Origin of the sequence: Prochlorococcus marinus str. MIT 9107, from assembly GCF_000759855.1 — a bacterium.
Taxonomy (GTDB): domain Bacteria; phylum Cyanobacteriota; class Cyanobacteriia; order PCC-6307; family Cyanobiaceae; genus Prochlorococcus_A; species Prochlorococcus_A marinus_N.
The window spans coordinates 39,697-56,281 of the sequence record NZ_JNAI01000009.1 but is presented as its reverse complement, the minus strand read 5'-3'; the positions used below and the strand labels follow the sequence as shown (position 1 = coordinate 56,281).

15 protein-coding genes are annotated in these 16,585 nt (G+C 28.0%); 9 read left to right on the top strand and 6 right to left on the bottom strand.

What is annotated here, in order from left to right:
* Positions 1-64 precede the first annotated feature (64 nt).
* From EU92_RS03025 to fmt, 7 genes are all read left to right on the top strand, one after another.
* Positions 65-2,290, top strand: coding sequence for a S1 RNA-binding domain-containing protein (locus EU92_RS03025; protein ID WP_032514414.1), 2,226 nt, complete (start codon positions 65-67; stop codon positions 2,288-2,290).
* A 67-nt stretch (positions 2,291-2,357) separates the two neighbouring features.
* Complete coding sequence (locus EU92_RS03030; protein WP_032514415.1) at positions 2,358-2,801, top strand: hypothetical protein; 444 nt, start codon at positions 2,358-2,360, stop codon at positions 2,799-2,801.
* Positions 2,802-2,870: 69 nt separating this feature from the next.
* On the top strand, positions 2,871-3,467 hold the full coding sequence (locus EU92_RS03035; RefSeq protein WP_032514416.1) for a DUF2996 domain-containing protein: 597 nt from the start codon (positions 2,871-2,873) through the stop codon (positions 3,465-3,467).
* A 79-nt stretch (positions 3,468-3,546) separates the two neighbouring features.
* The gene (gene acsF / locus EU92_RS03040) at positions 3,547-4,623 is read left to right on the top strand and encodes a magnesium-protoporphyrin IX monomethyl ester (oxidative) cyclase (protein ID WP_032514417.1); all 1,077 of its coding nucleotides are present in this window, start codon (positions 3,547-3,549) and stop codon (positions 4,621-4,623) included.
* A 32-nt stretch (positions 4,624-4,655) separates the two neighbouring features.
* Positions 4,656-6,080, top strand: coding sequence for a TldD/PmbA family protein (locus EU92_RS03045; protein ID WP_032514418.1), 1,425 nt, complete (start codon positions 4,656-4,658; stop codon positions 6,078-6,080).
* A 3-nt stretch (positions 6,081-6,083) separates the two neighbouring features.
* The gene (locus tag EU92_RS03050) at positions 6,084-7,436 is read left to right on the top strand and encodes a TldD/PmbA family protein (RefSeq protein ID WP_032514419.1); all 1,353 of its coding nucleotides are present in this window, start codon (positions 6,084-6,086) and stop codon (positions 7,434-7,436) included.
* Entirely contained in the window at positions 7,433-8,419 is a 987-nt protein-coding gene (fmt, locus tag EU92_RS0109150; RefSeq protein WP_032514420.1) for a methionyl-tRNA formyltransferase, read from the top strand. Before EU92_RS03050 ends, fmt begins: the two co-directional genes overlap by 4 nt.
* Here fmt and EU92_RS0109145 read toward each other — a convergent pair.
* The gene (locus EU92_RS0109145; RefSeq protein WP_032514421.1) at positions 8,416-9,126 is read right to left on the bottom strand and encodes a TerC family protein; all 711 of its coding nucleotides are present in this window, start codon (positions 9,124-9,126) and stop codon (positions 8,416-8,418) included. The two genes, fmt and EU92_RS0109145, sit on opposite strands and share 4 nt — an antisense overlap.
* Positions 9,127-9,200: 74 nt before the next feature.
* On the opposite strand from EU92_RS0109145, the gene mfd reads away from it, so the two are divergent.
* The gene (gene mfd, locus EU92_RS0109140; RefSeq protein ID WP_032514422.1) at positions 9,201-12,713 is read left to right on the top strand and encodes a transcription-repair coupling factor; all 3,513 of its coding nucleotides are present in this window, start codon (positions 9,201-9,203) and stop codon (positions 12,711-12,713) included.
* 73 nt (positions 12,714-12,786) lie between these two features.
* Positions 12,787-12,948 (top strand): hypothetical protein, encoded by a 162-nt coding sequence (locus tag EU92_RS09960; RefSeq protein WP_193741772.1) that lies wholly within the window; start codon positions 12,787-12,789, stop codon positions 12,946-12,948.
* A 464-nt stretch (positions 12,949-13,412) separates the two neighbouring features.
* Here EU92_RS09960 and EU92_RS0109135 read toward each other — a convergent pair whose 3' ends face one another.
* Genes EU92_RS0109135 through EU92_RS03070 form a run of 5 tightly spaced genes read right to left on the bottom strand, consistent with a single transcriptional unit; the run spans position 13,413 to position 16,585 of the window.
* Complete coding sequence (locus EU92_RS0109135; protein WP_193741773.1) at positions 13,413-14,000, bottom strand: DUF4335 domain-containing protein; 588 nt, start codon at positions 13,998-14,000, stop codon at positions 13,413-13,415.
* A 2-nt stretch (positions 14,001-14,002) separates the two neighbouring features.
* Positions 14,003-14,527 (bottom strand): DUF3038 domain-containing protein, encoded by a 525-nt coding sequence (locus EU92_RS09560; RefSeq protein ID WP_072013188.1) that lies wholly within the window; start codon positions 14,525-14,527, stop codon positions 14,003-14,005.
* Positions 14,528-14,566: 39 nt separating this feature from the next.
* Positions 14,567-14,764, bottom strand: a complete 198-nt coding sequence (locus EU92_RS03060) for a DUF2949 domain-containing protein (RefSeq protein ID WP_032514425.1) — start codon at positions 14,762-14,764, stop codon at positions 14,567-14,569.
* Positions 14,765-14,769: 5 nt separating this feature from the next.
* The gene (locus tag EU92_RS03065; protein WP_032514426.1) at positions 14,770-15,924 is read right to left on the bottom strand and encodes a 2-octaprenyl-6-methoxyphenol 4-monooxygenase; all 1,155 of its coding nucleotides are present in this window, start codon (positions 15,922-15,924) and stop codon (positions 14,770-14,772) included.
* Positions 15,925-15,943: 19 nt separating this feature from the next.
* Positions 15,944-16,585: a hypothetical protein gene (locus tag EU92_RS03070; RefSeq protein ID WP_032514428.1), complete on the bottom strand. Its 642-nt coding sequence runs from the start codon at positions 16,583-16,585 to the stop codon at positions 15,944-15,946.

Genomic DNA, 16,585 nt, shown 5'->3' with positions numbered 1-16,585 from the left:
GGATAATAAGGTGTAATAATAGAATATAGAAAACCAAATTTATTAATAAATATTCATTAATTCCATGTTTACAACATCTTTAATAATTGATAATTTGAATCAATCAGAAGGTTTAGAATATAAGAAATTATGCAGATCATTAAAAATAACAAAGAAATCTGATAAAGATAAATTAGACATTGCTCTAAAAGCTCTAGAAAAACTTGAAATAATAAATAAAAATGAAAACAATGAATATAATTACATAAAAGATAGTGATCACATTGTCGCCAAGATAAGATGTAGCAGCAAAGGTTATTGCTTTGCCGTGAGAGAAAATAATAAAGAAGATATATATATTAAAGAAAATCTACTAAATTATGCATGGAATGGAGATAAAGTTTTAGTAAGGATAATAAAGGAGGGATACAGAAGAAGATCACCAGAGGGAATAGTTGATTGTATTCTTGAGAGGTCAAATCAGATACTTCTTTCTAAAGTTGAAACGATTAACGATGATGTATATGCCATTCCGATTGATGATAGGATTCTCTCCAAAATTAAACTTCCTAAAGAGGATAAAAAATATACATTTAAACAGGAAAATAAAAATATAGTTAAAGTTGAGATTGATAGATTTCCAATAGGCCAAGAAGAAGGCATAGGCCACGTTATAAAAGAACTTCCACTAAATAATAATGAGGAATTAGATACTGATTTTGTTTTATCTAAAAGTAATATTCTTAAGTTAAATAACAATAATGTTATTGAAACTAAGAAGATAGAAAACAGGAAAAGAATAGACTTATCAAATAAAAACTCTTATTTGTTCAAAAGTTGGAATTCTGATAATTCACCAATTCTCCCTATGATTCAAATAGATCAGGGGAAGGATGATATTAGTACTAAATTATGGATACATACAAATAATCTTGCAGAAATTATAGATCTTAATAGTAAAAAATCATTAGAAATATTCTTTAATAGCTTTGAATCATTACCCTTATTGAATAATTGGCAAAACTACCTTTGTGAAAAAATAAGACATGTTTCTGAATTTAGACTAGGGGAAAAGAATAAAGCAATAAGTCTTTGTTTATATTTAAATTGTGATAATGAAATAACTGAATGGTCATTTCATCTTACCTTAGTAAAATGTTCTCTTATTGTTGGGAGTGAGCATACTGATGCTCTCCTATCAAGAAAAAGTAAAACTAGAATCACATCACGGATATTAAAACCTATAAAGCCATATATTAAAGATTTAGATAAAATATTAGAAATTTCAAAATCATTTAGGCAGAGACATCTCTTAAACGGTAAAGTTGAAATCCCTACTCCTCTTAATAAAATTGAATCTTTAGATGAGTTTTTTATTCATAACCCAGCTGAAAATTCAAAAGTATATTTTGAACCACTTACAAAAGAAGACTGTCAAACATACCTTTCTCCAATACTACATGAAGGGAATTTAATATGGTTCAAACATGCAAATAAATATGGATTAAATAGTGCAGGATACATATTAAAGGGATTAGATTACATAAATGCGAATGAAATAATAAAATATTCAGATTTTATAGGCAATGATGTACAGCTTAATGAAGACGGCAATTTATCATTTAGTCAATTAATAAAGTTATGCGACGATGATAATAAAAAAAGAATCTTACATAAACTTTTAATTAATGAATTCAAAGAAAATGAAGTTAGCCTGATTTCTAAAGAATCAGATCATGAAGAATCAGAAAAACAATTTATTTCTCCTTGGACCACTCCAGGATATGACTTCATGAACCTTATAAATCAGTATTGTATTTTTAATATGATAATAAATGGGAAGAAATCGAAGAGAAATAATATTAACGAAATAAATATAATGGAGAGTAATTCATGGAAGTTAGTAAATTGGGATATATTCAGTGCATCAACCTCAAAGAATATAGATACATTATTTAATAAATTTGTAATAGATAAACTTAATGAATATAAAAACAAAGTTAACCAATATAAAACTAATATGATAAGTTTAAAAAAAGTAAGAAAAGCAGAAAAATTAATAAGTAATACTTACAGTGGTTTTATTATGGCAGTGCAAAGTTATGGTTTTTTTGTGGAGATATCAGATTTAAATGTAGAAGGTCTTGTTCATGTAAGTACTCTAAATAATGATTGGTATGAATATAGATCAAGACAAAATTTATTGATTGGAAGAAAATCCAAGAAATCATATAAAGTTGGAGATGAGATAGAAATAAAAATTATTAAAGTAGATATTCTTAAATATCAAATTGATTTAGAATTAACATAAATAAATTATCAATAAATATATTATGTAAATATTATTAATCAAAAATAAATGAAAAAAACTTTTTAGAATGATTTTTAAGAAAAAATATTTATTATTATCTATTTTTTTAATAATAATTTTCCAATTATTAATATATACAAATAATAATCAGAGGACATCTTTTAGATACTTAAAGTGGACTATTCAAGAAGTAAGTATAGGTAAATTAATAAGTATTTCTTTTTTCTCTGGTTTATTTATAAGCACTTTATTAAATACAACAATTGATATTAATAAAAAAAATACACTCGAAAATATTGAAGATATTATTGAACCTCTAAATAATGAAGAAGAGATGAAATCGAATGTTGAGATGCCGCCACAAAGAGATATCAGAGATACCCAACCAACAATATCTGTTAATTACAGAGTAATCAAAAATTCTGAAGAAAATAATTTTAACAATGATCAAAATTATTCAATTAATAACAATAACAAAGATGACTGGGATAATGATGTTAATGATTGGTAAATAACTAGAAAATTTAAATTATAAAAACGATTATTTTTATTTATAATGGGCATAATGTAGATTACTTTTATGGAAGAAAATTTAGATCCAAAAATTGAAGTTAATAAAGGGATATCTGACAATACTAATAAATCTAATTCGAATGAGATAACAGTACCTAAATCAGAAAAAATAATTGAGCAAGAAAAAGAAATCAAAATCAATAAAGAAAGCCCTAACTCAAAGAAAACATCTGAACCTGAAGTTGACGTAAAAAATACTAATAATCCTCCAGCTAAAACTATTCCTAAGCAAAAAAAAGAACTCCCTATAGAAAAAAAACCATTCCAAGAATTTATCAATCTTCATTTAATTCCTGAACTAGCAGAAGAAATTAATCAAAGAGGATTAAAAATAAATAATATTAATCTCAAAAATACCAAAAGACCAATTGCTGAAGATAAATGCTGGGTAATAAATTGTAATATTGAAGATACTTGTAGCTTTTGGCTATCATTCGAAAAAGAAGACATAAGTTCATTAAAAAGTATTTCATTATCCAAACCGAATCAAAAACCTAGCATTATTGAATCTTTTCTTATTGACGAAAAAAAAATAACCCTAAAATTAATAATTTCAAGAATACTCCAAAGATTAAATGGACAAAAATTAATAGGAATTAATTAATGAAAGAATGACACCAAGTTAACTTTTTCCTCGAAAATACACAAAATGGTAAATAATAGTATTAATAAATCAGATTAAGATGTCTCAATCAACTATTGAATCTAAAGATAAAAATTCAGTTAATAAAGGAAAAGACCCAGCAAAAGAAACAATCTTAACCCCAAGATTTTACACTACCGATTTTGATGCAATGGCTAAGATGGATTTATCCATTAATGAGGAAGAATTAGAAGCAATTTGCGAAGAGTTTAGAAAAGACTACAATAGGCATCATTTTGTAAGAAATAAAGAGTTTGAGGGTGCAGCAGATAAGTTAGATCCAGAGACTAGAAAAGTATTTATTGAATTTTTAGAACAGAGTTGTACCTCAGAATTTTCAGGATTTTTACTTTACAAAGAGCTAAGTAGAAGGATAAGAGATAAAAACCCTCTTTTAGCAGAATGTTTTGCTCATATGGCAAGAGACGAGGCAAGACATGCAGGCTTTCTAAACAAATCAATGAATGATTTTGGACTTCAACTTGATTTAGGTTTCTTGACCGCTAACAAAGACTACACATTCTTTAAGCCAAAATTCATCTTTTACGCAACATATCTCTCAGAAAAAATTGGTTATTGGAGATACATAGCAATTTATAGACATCTAGAAAAAAATCCAGATAGTAAGATTTTCCCAATTTTTAATTTCTTTGAAAATTGGTGTCAAGATGAAAATCGTCATGGTGATTTTTTTGACGCTTTAATGAAGGCTCAACCCTCTACAGTTAAAGGTTTTATTGCAAAATTATGGTGCAGATTCTTCTTATTAGCTGTCTTTGCGACGATGTATATAAGAGATGTTGGTAGAAAGGAATTTTATGAAGCTCTTGGTCTTAATGCAAGAAAGTACGATAAATATGTAATTGATAAAACGAATGAAACTTCCGCAAGAGTTTTTCCAGTAGTATTAGATGTTAATCATTCTTCTTTCTATGAAAGGCTTGAAAGAATAGTTGAGAATAATAAACGTCTATCAAAGATTGATCAAAATAAAGGTTCAAAATTTGTTAAAAATATAAATAAGTTACCCACCTACATATCAAACGGATACGAGTTATTAAGACTATACTTATTGAAACCTCTAAATAGCGAAGATTTCCAACCCTCAATCAGATAATCTTTATACATAGAGTAAATTTATAAACTCATATGCTTTCGTCACAAATTAAATCAAATGAAATCGAATTTGGTAGCTGCAATAAAGATTTATTAGAAGAAATTATTTTCTATGGACTGGAACTAGGTGCTGATTTTGTAGAATTATTTATAGAAAATACTGATAACACTAGTGTTCTGGCTGAAGAAGATTCAATTACAAGTGTCAGTCCATCATTTGGTAGAGGTGCTGGAATTAGAATCTTCAAAGATAAGAGAGATGGATTTGTCAGTACAAATGATTTATCAAAACATGGATTGATGAGATCAGTATCTCAGGCTATTGAGATGCTGGATATAACCGACAAAAAAAATAGAGAAGTTTTTAACGGCTTAACTAAACATAGAGATTACACTTTATCAAAGAAAACATGGATTGATGAAGTCCCCTCTATTCACGAGATAAGTGAAAAACTATTATTCAGCAACAAGTACCTTAAAAAAAACAACAAAATCTTAGTGAGAAAAGGAAGTTACTCTAGAAATTTACAGGAGGTGATAATAGCCTCCAGCGACGGAACCTATGCATCAGATATCAGGTTACATCAAACAGTTGGTCTTAATGTAATTGCTAGTGATGCCCAATACCGATCTAATGGGAGTAGAAGATTTGGATCATCAGCGATGCCAGATGAATTTAGATTATGGGATAATGAAAAAGCTGCAAATGATGTGTTTGAAAGCTCAATGAACATGTTGTATGCGGATTATGTTGAAGCTGGACAAATGCCAGTTGTATTAGCTAATAAATTTGGGGGTGTTATATTTCATGAAGCTTGTGGACATTTACTTGAAACGACGCAAATAGAACGAGGTACAACACCTTTCGAGAACAAATTAAATGAAAAAATTGCACATGAATCTGTAACAGCAATTGATGAAGGTATATCAGAAGGATCCTTTGGTTCATTATCAATAGATGATGAAGGAATGGAACCTGAAGAATCAGTGCTTATAAAAGATGGAATTTTAAAAAAATTCATATCTGACAGAGCAGGTGAATTAAGAACTGGCCACAAAAGAACAGGTAGTGGAAGAAGACAAAACTATTCATTTGCAGCAGCTTCAAGAATGAGAAATACTTATATAGCCAAAGGTGAATACTCTAAAGAAGAATTAATAAATAGTATTAGCGATGGTCTTTACTGTAAAACAATGGGTGGTGGAAGTGTTGGTGCTACAGGACAATTTAATTTTGCCGTAGAAGAGGGATATTTAATTAAAAATGGGAAATTAACTAACCCAGTTAAGGGCGCAACTTTGATTGGTGAGGCGAAAGAAGTAATGTCAAAAATATCAATGTGCGGAAATGACTTAGAATTAGCCCCAGGATTCTGTGGATCCATTAGTGGAAGTGTCAATGTAACTGTTGGTCAACCTCATATAAAGGTTGATTCAATTACTGTTGGTGGAAGATAAGTTATGAATGCAAGAGAAATAACTACTCAAATCTCTAAAGCTGCAGATTTTTTAAATCTTAAAAAATGGGATTATGGTGCAAGCTTTTCAAATGATTATTCAGTACAAGTAGATAAAGGCGAAGCCAAACAACTTAAGGCCTCACAAAAACAGGTTTTAACTATAAGAGTTTGGAACAAATCCAATCTAGTTGGGATTACTACAACAAGCGATGTTAGTGAATCTGGTATTAAAAAGGCTCTAAACAAAGCAAATATAGCTTCCGATTTTGGCAATAAGAATGAAAGCACCGAATTTTCACCACTAGCAAGGGATCCTATTAACACTAAAGAAGTTAGGAAAAGAAATCCTGTTGGAATACAAAAATTACTTATCCTTTTGAGAGAAGCTGAATTAAAACTAATAGAAAGTCACGAATCCATAAAATCTATTCCATATAACGGTTTATCAGAGAGTTTTTTTGAGAGAGTGTATGCTAATAGTGATGGCGCTTTTCGAAGTTATAGTAATAGTCATGCTGCCTTATATTTATATGCAAGAGCAGAAGAGAAAGATAAGAAACCTCGTAGCTCAGGAGCTGTCAAACTTGGATACGGAGTTGAGGATATAGATATTGAATCTTGTATTAAAGAGGCATCAAATAAAACTATTTCTCATTTAAATTATTCATCAATTAAAACTGATAAATATCTAATTTGTTTTTCTCCAGAATCTTTTTTAACTATCATTAATGCCTTCAGCTCAATGTTTAATGCTAGAAGCATTTTAGATGGGGTGAGCTTATCCAATAAAAATTCTATTGGGGAGAGAATATCTACAGAAGCTCTTAATATTTATGATGATGGCCTTCATGAAAAGAATATTTCTTCAGCACCATTTGATGGAGAAGGAACCCCTACCAAAAGACTATGTTTAATTAATAAAGGGAAAATAGAAAATTTCCTACATTCTGAGTCAACCGCGAGAATATTTAAAACAATTCCTACTGGCCACGCTGGACTTGGATCAAAAGTCTCCGTATCTCCTGATTGGATCGTAGTTGAGAAATCTAAGGGGAACTACGATTTAAAAACATCATTAGACCACTCTAATTACGATGGAGAATTTGTTTATATTGAAGAATTAAATGCAATTCATGCGGGAGTAAGAGCAAGTCAAGGTTCATTCTCTCTCCCCTTTGATGGATGGCTTTATAAAAACGGAAATAAAGTTTCTATAGAATCTGCTACTGTAGCAGGTGATATTAAGTACCTGTTGAAAAATATAATAAATATTGAATCAAACCAGGAATTAACAACTAGTGGGATTTCACCACATGTATGGGTACATGAATTATCAATAACTGGTGACTCGTGAGGATTGTATTTTGGGGAACACCTGAATATTCACTTGCGAGCCTTGATATTTTGAATAAATCTAAGCACGATGTAATTGCAGTAGTTAGCCAACCAGACAAGAAAAGATCTAGAGGAAATAAACTAATTTCTTCACCTGTTAAAACTTTTGCTAAGAATGAATCTATTAAAATTTATACTCCAGAGACAATAAGGGGAAATATACCTTTTATAAATGAACTTAAATCATTATCTTGTGATTTATTTATTGTCATAGCTTATGGAAAAATCTTACCAAAAGAAATATTAGAAATCCCAAAACTTGGTTGTTGGAATGCACACGCCTCATTACTTCCAAGATGGCGTGGTGCTGCTCCAATCCAATGGTCCCTAATGAAAGGAGATGAATTTACTGGAGTAGGAATTATAAAAATGAACGAGGGACTAGATACTGGCGACTTATTATCGGAAGAAAAAATTAAAATCGACAATAACGATAATTTAAATACACTTTCAAAAAAACTTAGTATTTTATCTGCAAAATTATTTTTAAAAGCTACATCTTTACTCGAAGAAAATATTAATAAAAATATTAATTCTCAATTAAAAAAACAAAATACACTTGGAAGAGAAATTACTTACGCAAGAATGATTGAGAAATCAGACTATAAAGTGGACTGGAGTAGTGAGTCGTTTAAAATTTCTCAAAAAATAAAAGCATTATTTCCACGAGCAAATACAACTTTTAGAGGTAAGAACCTAAAAATAATTAAAATCAAAGTTTTGAGTACTCATGAAATTAAAAATAAAAAATACCTTTTCATGAGCAATTATTCAAAACCAGGAATTATTCTTGCTGTCATAGAAAATGAAGGAATAATAATTTCAACTAAAACTGATCCGATTATTTTGTTAGAAGTAAAACTTGAAGGCAAAAATATAACTAGCAAAAATCAACTGATACAACAGTTAAAGCCAACAGTAGGTGAATATCTCTCAGATTAAGTTTTAGATTCTTTTTTAGAGAATCCCCAAATGAAAGCAAAAAGAATAAAAATATAAAAATAATAGTCTGGAAGAATATACTCTTTAATTAATGTATTTAGTAAAAGCTTAATCCCAACAATTAAAATTGCTATGTAACCGGCTGTTTCTAATCTTGAAAATATATACAGAAGTTTTAGAAATATCCCTGATGTAAACCTTAAGGCTAATACCCCAATTACTGCTCCAAATATAATTAATATATATTGCTCGCTTATAGCTACTGCAGTAGTGATACTGTCTATGGAAAATGCAAAATCAGTAATTGAAAGAAGTGCTACTACCTTTAAGAACCGAAAATTATTTTTATTATTATCTGTGCTATTTTCAGCGTTTTCTATATCTGAATTTAAAAAAACATTTGAAATGAACAAATATACTAAATATAAACCAGCGAAAACCCTAATAAGAATAAACTTGAGAAGAAAATTAGATAATATGATGAGAATAATTCTAAATATTAAAGATATTGTTATCCCAATATTTAAAGCTCTTGACCTTAATTCTGAACTGTCGAGGGATTTAGTAAGAGAAGCTAGTGCAACTGCATTATCAGCCGACAATAATAATTCTAGAGCAATTAATATTGGTAAAAGTGTAAAGATTTCGTACCAACTGTCTACCTGATCTAGTGTGGGTATAAAGGAATTTATTGCGGCTGAATCCATCAAATATTATTCACAAACAGTATAAAATCTAATATAATGTATCGGATATTTGTAATCAAGATTGATAACTATAAATGAGTTTAAATACTTTAGTTAATTATATTTCTAACTCACAAATTACTTCTGAATTAATAAAAAGAAATTCAAAAAATAAAGAATTAAATATTGTTGGTTCAAGTAGATATGCAAAATCAATAATCTTAGATAGCATAGCAAAAAAAGAGGAAAAAAATATATTATTAATCTGTCCTAATGTAGAAATTGCATACAAATGGATTGGTTATTTTGAGAGTATAAATGATAAAGAAGTTTTATATTATCCTCCAACAGAGCATCTACCATACGCATCTATAAATAAATCCAAAGAGATTGAATTTAGTCAGCTTACTGTTTTATCCAAATTATTAAAAAAAGAGAAAAAGGAACTTAATATTGTTATATCAACAGAGAGATCACTACAACCTCATCTAATAAATAAGAACTTTTTAATTGAAAACAAGTTAGATTTGCAAAAAGGGGTTCAAATTGAGATTCAAGAATTAGCAAATAAACTATCGTTGCTGGGTTATACAAAGGAAAATGTAACTTCAACAGAAGGATTCTGGAGTAGAAGAGGGGAAATAATAGATATATATCCTGTCAATAATGAATTTCCAATAAGATTAGAATTTTTTGATAATGTAATTGAGAAAATAAGAGAATATGATCCATACACACAAAAAACATTAGAAAGTATTAATAATATTGAAATAATACAGGCTGGATTTGATTTACTTATAAAAAATAAGTTAAATAATTTATCTAAGAACAGTACTTTTAATTCAGAAGATATAAATAAAAATAATCTAGATCGGTATTTAGGAATAATTGAAAAAGAACCCTCAAATATAATAGATTTTATTGATAAGGAAACAATTCTTGTAATTGATGAATTAGAAGATTGTAAAAAATTTGCGAATAATTGGTATCTAGATTCAGAAAGTAATTTTGATAATTGTGCTTATGAAATAAATGAGAACCTTAACAATAATTATATTAATTTAGAGGCTAAGCCTAATTTGCATTCAAAATTTGAGGAAATATTAAATTCACTGGGCAATTTAAATTTAATAAAATTGTATGAATTTGAATCTAAAGTCAATATTAATAATAGGTTTTTGTTAAACGATAAAAGAATAAATTCATATTCTAAAAATATAGGAAAATTATCCAACGATATAAATAAAAATATAAAAAACAAAGAAAAAGTATGGATATTATCAGCACAGCCATTGAGAACTAGGACTTTACTTTTTGAGCACGAATGTAATACAAACTTCTTAGAAAATCCTAATGATATTGATGAAGCATTTAAGTCAATTAATAATTCAACTCCTTTAATTATAAAAAACAGGAACAATTATGAAATCGAGGGTTTTTATCTTCCAATATGGAAAGTTGTCCTAATAACAGACAAAGAATTATTTTCTCAACAATCTCTTTTTAATAATGTATTCATAAGAAGAAAAAGAAGAAGTGTCAACTCAAATATAAATGTGAATAAAATTAGTCCCGGTGATTTTATAGTTCATAAAAATCATGGAATAGGAAAATTTTTAAAAATAGAAAAAATTAATTTAACTGGAGATTCAAGAGATTATTTAGTCATTCAGTATCAAGATGGGAAGATAAGTGTTGCCGCTGATCAACTTGGTAGTGTTAACAGATATAGATCAAGCGGAAAAATAAAACCGAAAATAAATAAATTAGGAGGGACAGAATGGGAAAGAATAAAAGATAAACATAAGAAACAAATCAAAAAAGTTGCTGTCGATATATTAAAACTTTATGCAAAGAGAGAAAAATTAAAGGGCCACATATACCCAGAAGATGGGCCTTGGCAAGTTGAATTAGAGGAATCATTCCCTTATCAACCTACACCTGATCAAATTACTGCTGTAAAAGAAATAAAATCTGATATGGAAAACGATAAGCCAATGGACAGGCTAGTTTGTGGAGATGTAGGGTTTGGTAAAACAGAAGTCGCTGTTAGGGCTATTTTTAAGGCTATTACATCAGGCAAACAGGTAATATTACTGGCACCCACAACAATACTAGCTCAGCAACATTGGAGAACAATAAATAATAGATTTTCACCTTACCCAATAAAAGTTTCATTACTCAATAGATTCAAAACCGTAAATGAGAGAAAGGAAATCTATGCTGGTTTGAAAAATAACAAAATTGATTTAGTAGTCGCAACTCACCAAATATTAGGGAAAGAAGTAGAGATAAAAAATTTAGGACTACTAGTTATAGATGAAGAACAAAGATTTGGAGTAAGACAAAAGGAGAAAATAAAAAAATTCAAAACCAACATAGACGTTTTAACTCTCTCGGCAACTCCAATTCCAAGAACTCTTTATATGAGCTTATCTGGACTTAGACAAATGAGCTTACTAAATACTCCTCCTCCATCAAGAAGATCAATAAAAACATATTTATCTGAAATAGATATGGATGTTATAAGAACTGCAATTAATCAAGAACTTGATAGGGGAGGCCAAATATTTTATGTTCTTCCAAGAATTTCTGATATTGATCAAGCTGTAAACAAATTAAAAAATATGTTTCCCAGCTTAAAATATATTGTTGCTCATGGGCAAATGAACGAAACAGAGCTTGAGAATGCAATGATTGCTTTTAATAATGGAGATGTAGATTTAATGATATGCACAACGATAATTGAAAGTGGATTAGACATCCCTAAAGTAAATACAATTATTATTGAAGATTCTCACAAATTTGGACTTTCACAACTCTATCAACTAAGAGGAAGAGTTGGTAGAAGTGGAGTACAAGCATACGCTTGGTTATTTTATCCAAATATAAATAAAATAAATGATGCTGCAAAACTAAGATTGAAAGCTATAAAAGATTTTTCTGAACTAGGAAGTGGATATCAACTTGCAATGAAAGATATGGAAATAAGAGGAGTTGGAAGTTTACTAGGAGAAGAACAAAGTGGAAAGGTTAATGCTATAGGATATGATTTATACATTGAAATGCTTCATGAGGCTATTTCAGAAATTAGTGGACAAGAAATACCCGAAGTTAATGATACTCAAATTGATCTCCCAATAAATGCATTTATACCTGCATTATGGATATTAAACAGGGAAGAAAAGCTTGACGCTTACAAATCTGTTACTGAATGTTCTAATAACAATGAACTAACTGAATTAGCTACAGACTGGGTGAATAGATATGGAACTTTGCCAAAATCTGTGGAGTCGTTAATTATGTTAATGAAACTAAAGCTTCTCGCTAAAAAATGTGCTTTTAACAAAATCAAACTTAAAAAACCAAATATCCTAATAGAAACAAAATTAAAAAAATCTACTTTTAAAATACTTAAAAATTCATTACCAATCAGTGTACAAAATAAATTTAATTTTGATGAAGGAGAACAATTTTCTATAATAACGATAAGGGGATTAGGAGTTACTGAGATTCAAAATCAAATTGATCAATTAATGTTTTGGTTTGGTTTATTTGTAAAAGAAATAGATAATTTTGACAAAGATCATTTAATTAAAAAGGAATAAATTATTAAATAATAATTTAAAATCCGCGAAATAGTTTATTTTCGGTTAGGTTTATAAAAATTTTTTCTTTTTCATGGGTGAATATATAGATATTGGAATTCAAAATTCGATTTTACCCTTTTCAATTATTTTGTCATCCATTGCTCTTGGTATTTACGCATTATTTGGAGCGGAAGCTGAAAACGATGATGATGATTCAGATTCAGGAAGCGGCGGACTAATGCAGCCTATTTAAAATTATTTATAGATTTTTTTTAACCTTTGTTTTCTATTTATAATTCTAAATATTCTATAAAAGGATCCTATTAATAAAATAAAGGTGATAACTGAAGAAATAAAAATAAAAATCACTAAAAATATTTCGTAGAGATTTGAAAAGAGATCAATAAGTAACACAAAAGATTTAAATAAAGTAGTTGGTACTTTTTGTAAAAGCAAAATCTTATTAGGTATTAAATAATTTAGATAAACCAAAAAAAGACTCAAAATAAACATAAATACAGATTCAATAAAAAGTCTTTTATTAGATTTTCTTCTTAAAGTTAAATTTTTTTTAAAAATATATTTATCAGAATTCATATTTAATTTAGGGATTTTTAAATCTGCCATAAATCAAAATTAAAAGAATAAATTAATAATTATTCTAAAAAGAAAATTACCCTATACTATCGTGTTTATATTTAAGATGCTACGAGGTCTTTATTTTGTATTTATTAATTCATTTTTTTCTTTATCATTAATAGGATTATAAAAATAAATAAAAGTAGAAGAGAATAGAATTAAAGAACAAATTGAAATAATCGGTGGCAGAAAGAAATTTAAAATTTTAAATTTAGTTAACCCAAATCTTATTTTTTTAGGAATATTATTAATAAAAGAAGATTTTTTTATTCTAACTTTTGAAGATTCATTTAACTGATCAAAGCAATTTATGGTATCTGATAACAATGAATTGCCAATCTTTATAATTAGTGGTTTAACATCTGGCTTTGAACTCTTGAGAACAATATTATGTATGTAGAGATTGTCAGCCTTTATATCAATCAATTTGGACTCATATATAGGAGTTTCGTTATTTATTAGGAGATTTGAATAAATATAAAATGCATCCATAATTGGCCCTAAATGTTCAAGTTTCCCTTCAATAAGTGGTTTATCAATTATGGTTAATTTCCATTGTGAAATTATTGATATTTGATCTTGATATTCATTATTTGAAAAATCTGGCAATCCAATTATTTCAAGAGTAACTGAAGATTGATGAAATAATAATCTGTTCTGAATCATAATTAATAATTGAATAAAAAGTTCTTCAACTTTTGATAACCCTGATTAGAGATACAAAGGGATAATGTAAGCAATGATTTTATGAGAATCTCATCATTAACAGTAAGATTTAAAAGCTTTTTAACTCTCACACTATGCAAATTAAACCTCTCATTAATTAATTCTATGAATCTTTGATTAAAATCATTCCAAATAACTGAATTCTGTTCAGGATCTTCTTTAGATTGAAGTATCTCTCTCATATAGGGATATAAATATCTAGACATTTCAACAGTAATTTTAATTAAGGCATCAAATTCCTCTAATTTAATATTGTTATTCATATAAGATTTTCTCAAAGGATTATTATTCCTTAGTTTCCAAATAGTAATTTTATTTGGCAAAACATCATTCAATTTTAGTTTATTTGATAAAGAGTAAAGGGATTGGATACCATTTAAATCTATGGTTTCTAGGATTAATAATAATAAATCAAGCTTTTCTACAGATTGCCTTTTTACCTGATTTCCTTTAGTTAAAACAGTAATTGTTCTTTATTTCGCTATTTTTAAACTATAACAGAATAATTAATCCATTTTTTGAAATAAAAATGAATATAACTTATCAAGTTCTTCAATAGTTAGCATTCCATAACTCCATAAAAATATTGGTAATGTGGTTTTATTTTTTATTGATAATTTTAGACCAAGTTCAATAGATGACTCATCTAATCCAATTTCATTAAGTAAATAAATTATCATTTTTCTAGACAAATAATTATTCATAAGTTTTATTTAATTCTTGAATAAATAATAGATTTAGTCATTTGATTAAGGATTAATTTTCTTATGAAAAGAAAATTATTTAAAAGTAAAAACGATAATTTTCTTATTGGAAATAAAAAAAGGTTTCTATTTGCAAAAATCGAAATCAAAGAGTCAGTTATGAGCATAGTAAAAAAAATGTCTAAAAATCTGCTAGTAAAAAATTTAAATTTAAATAAATTCAATTGAATTTTTGTTATGACGGTATTTTTATTAAAAAGATCAAAAATAGCATTAACATCTCTCCAGCAACTATTGAGGCCTTGACCACCTACTGGATGAAATGTGTGAAATGAATCTCCAACAAAAACAATTTTTTTAAAATCAAAAAAAGGAAACTTCATTGATAAAGAAACAGGAAATATATTTAATTCACCTATTATTTGATCTATCTTAAATTCAATAGGGAGAATAGTTGATAAATTATCCATTAAAAAATTCTTGTCAGAATTTAATCTTTCAATAGATTTTAGTGTACTGGAAGTCCAAATCACTTGATATAGGTTTTTCTCTAATGGCAATAAAGCAAGAGGGCCTTCTTCTCTAAAAATTTCGTAAGCACGCTTTTCACAATTACCTCTAAGAGAAATCTTAAAAGTTAAACAGGACTGATTATAAGATTTTTTTATATCAAAAAAATTAAACAATTTTTTATCTAGAGAATTTGCTCCTGTAGAAAAGAATTGGTAATCAAATAATATTTTTGTATTTAATAAGTTTTGTGGTGTCATAAAAAATATATTGTCGTAATTATCAATCTCTTGAAAAAAAACACTTATAAGATCTGAATGTTTAACTACCCAACCAATATTTGAAACTGAACTTATATCATCATCTAAATCTGAAATTGTTAAGTTTGTCACGGAAGAAGTAACGCTGTCTGATATTGAAAGGGTATCGAAGCCAAATAAATATGGTTCTAATTTTTCCCAAAGACTAAATTTAGATAATATTTTTCTTGTTGAATGAGTAATTGCATAAGTTTTGTCCTTATCAATTAATCTATCTTTTGGTAATAAATCAGTTAAAAAAATATTACAATCAAATTTTGAAAGTGCAATTGAAAGTAGTAAACCTGTTGGACCTGAGCCAACAATTTTAAAATTGAATTTACTTTTCATCAGAGATTATAGATATCATCTATCTATTGATACAAATATAGCAAATTTCCTCAAATGCTGGTCTTAATAAATAGGGATACTCACCAACCCATAAATTACTTTCTGGCAACCAAGCATCGGTTAAAGAAAAATCTCTATCAAAATTACGATTATTAGATGTCAATAAACATCTTATTGAAGAGCCCACTTTAATTTGACTATGCTTATTTTCCATCGGAAAACATAATTTTTCTAAATAACCATCTTCATCTTCTAATTCAAGTACTAACCAAGTCCTTTTATTCTCGATCACCTCTAATCGTCCTTGCCTATTAGATTGTTCTCTTGAACTTTCAATCTTTTCTGTTTTGTAGATATCTGAGACGTAACCATCAAATATAGAAAAAAATTTATATTTTCTTATTTGCAAATTTTTTCTACTTGATTCAAGAATTGGGCCCCAGATGATATATAAAAAGAAAGCAACGCAAAGCAATAACCAAAAATTATTTGTTTGATCTCCAGTTGAACTAATAATTAATGAGATAAATCCTCCAATTGACGAAACTATTACTCTTTGAAGAATTTTTCTGGGGTTACCCAAAGCATATTTAAATTGACTCCCAGTACCAACTGCAGGAATAAGTTTTGAAATTTGATTTGAATTAATTGGAATTAGCAT

Coding starts and splice junctions, on each gene's coding strand:
- EU92_RS0109145 (WP_032514421.1), bottom strand. CDS start 9,126: ATGGATTCAGCCGCAATAAATTCCTTTATACCCACACTAGATCAGGTA.
- EU92_RS03060 (WP_032514425.1), bottom strand. CDS start 14,764: ATGAATAATTATTTGTCTAGAAAAATGATAATTTATTTACTTAATGAA.
- EU92_RS03045 (WP_032514418.1), top strand. CDS start 4,656: ATGCTTTCGTCACAAATTAAATCAAATGAAATCGAATTTGGTAGCTGC.
- EU92_RS03030 (WP_032514415.1), top strand. CDS start 2,358: ATGATTTTTAAGAAAAAATATTTATTATTATCTATTTTTTTAATAATA.
- EU92_RS03050 (WP_032514419.1), top strand. CDS start 6,084: ATGAATGCAAGAGAAATAACTACTCAAATCTCTAAAGCTGCAGATTTT.
- EU92_RS03025 (WP_032514414.1), top strand. CDS start 65: ATGTTTACAACATCTTTAATAATTGATAATTTGAATCAATCAGAAGGT.
- EU92_RS03070 (WP_032514428.1), bottom strand. CDS start 16,585: ATGCTAATTCCAATTAATTCAAATCAAATTTCAAAACTTATTCCTGCA.
- mfd (WP_032514422.1), top strand. CDS start 9,201: ATGAGTTTAAATACTTTAGTTAATTATATTTCTAACTCACAAATTACT.
- acsF (WP_032514417.1), top strand. CDS start 3,547: ATGTCTCAATCAACTATTGAATCTAAAGATAAAAATTCAGTTAATAAA.
- EU92_RS03035 (WP_032514416.1), top strand. CDS start 2,871: ATGGAAGAAAATTTAGATCCAAAAATTGAAGTTAATAAAGGGATATCT.
- EU92_RS03065 (WP_032514426.1), bottom strand. CDS start 15,924: ATGAAAAGTAAATTCAATTTTAAAATTGTTGGCTCAGGTCCAACAGGT.
- EU92_RS09960 (WP_193741772.1), top strand. CDS start 12,787: ATGGGTGAATATATAGATATTGGAATTCAAAATTCGATTTTACCCTTT.
- EU92_RS0109135 (WP_193741773.1), bottom strand. CDS start 14,000: ATGATTCAGAACAGATTATTATTTCATCAATCTTCAGTTACTCTTGAA.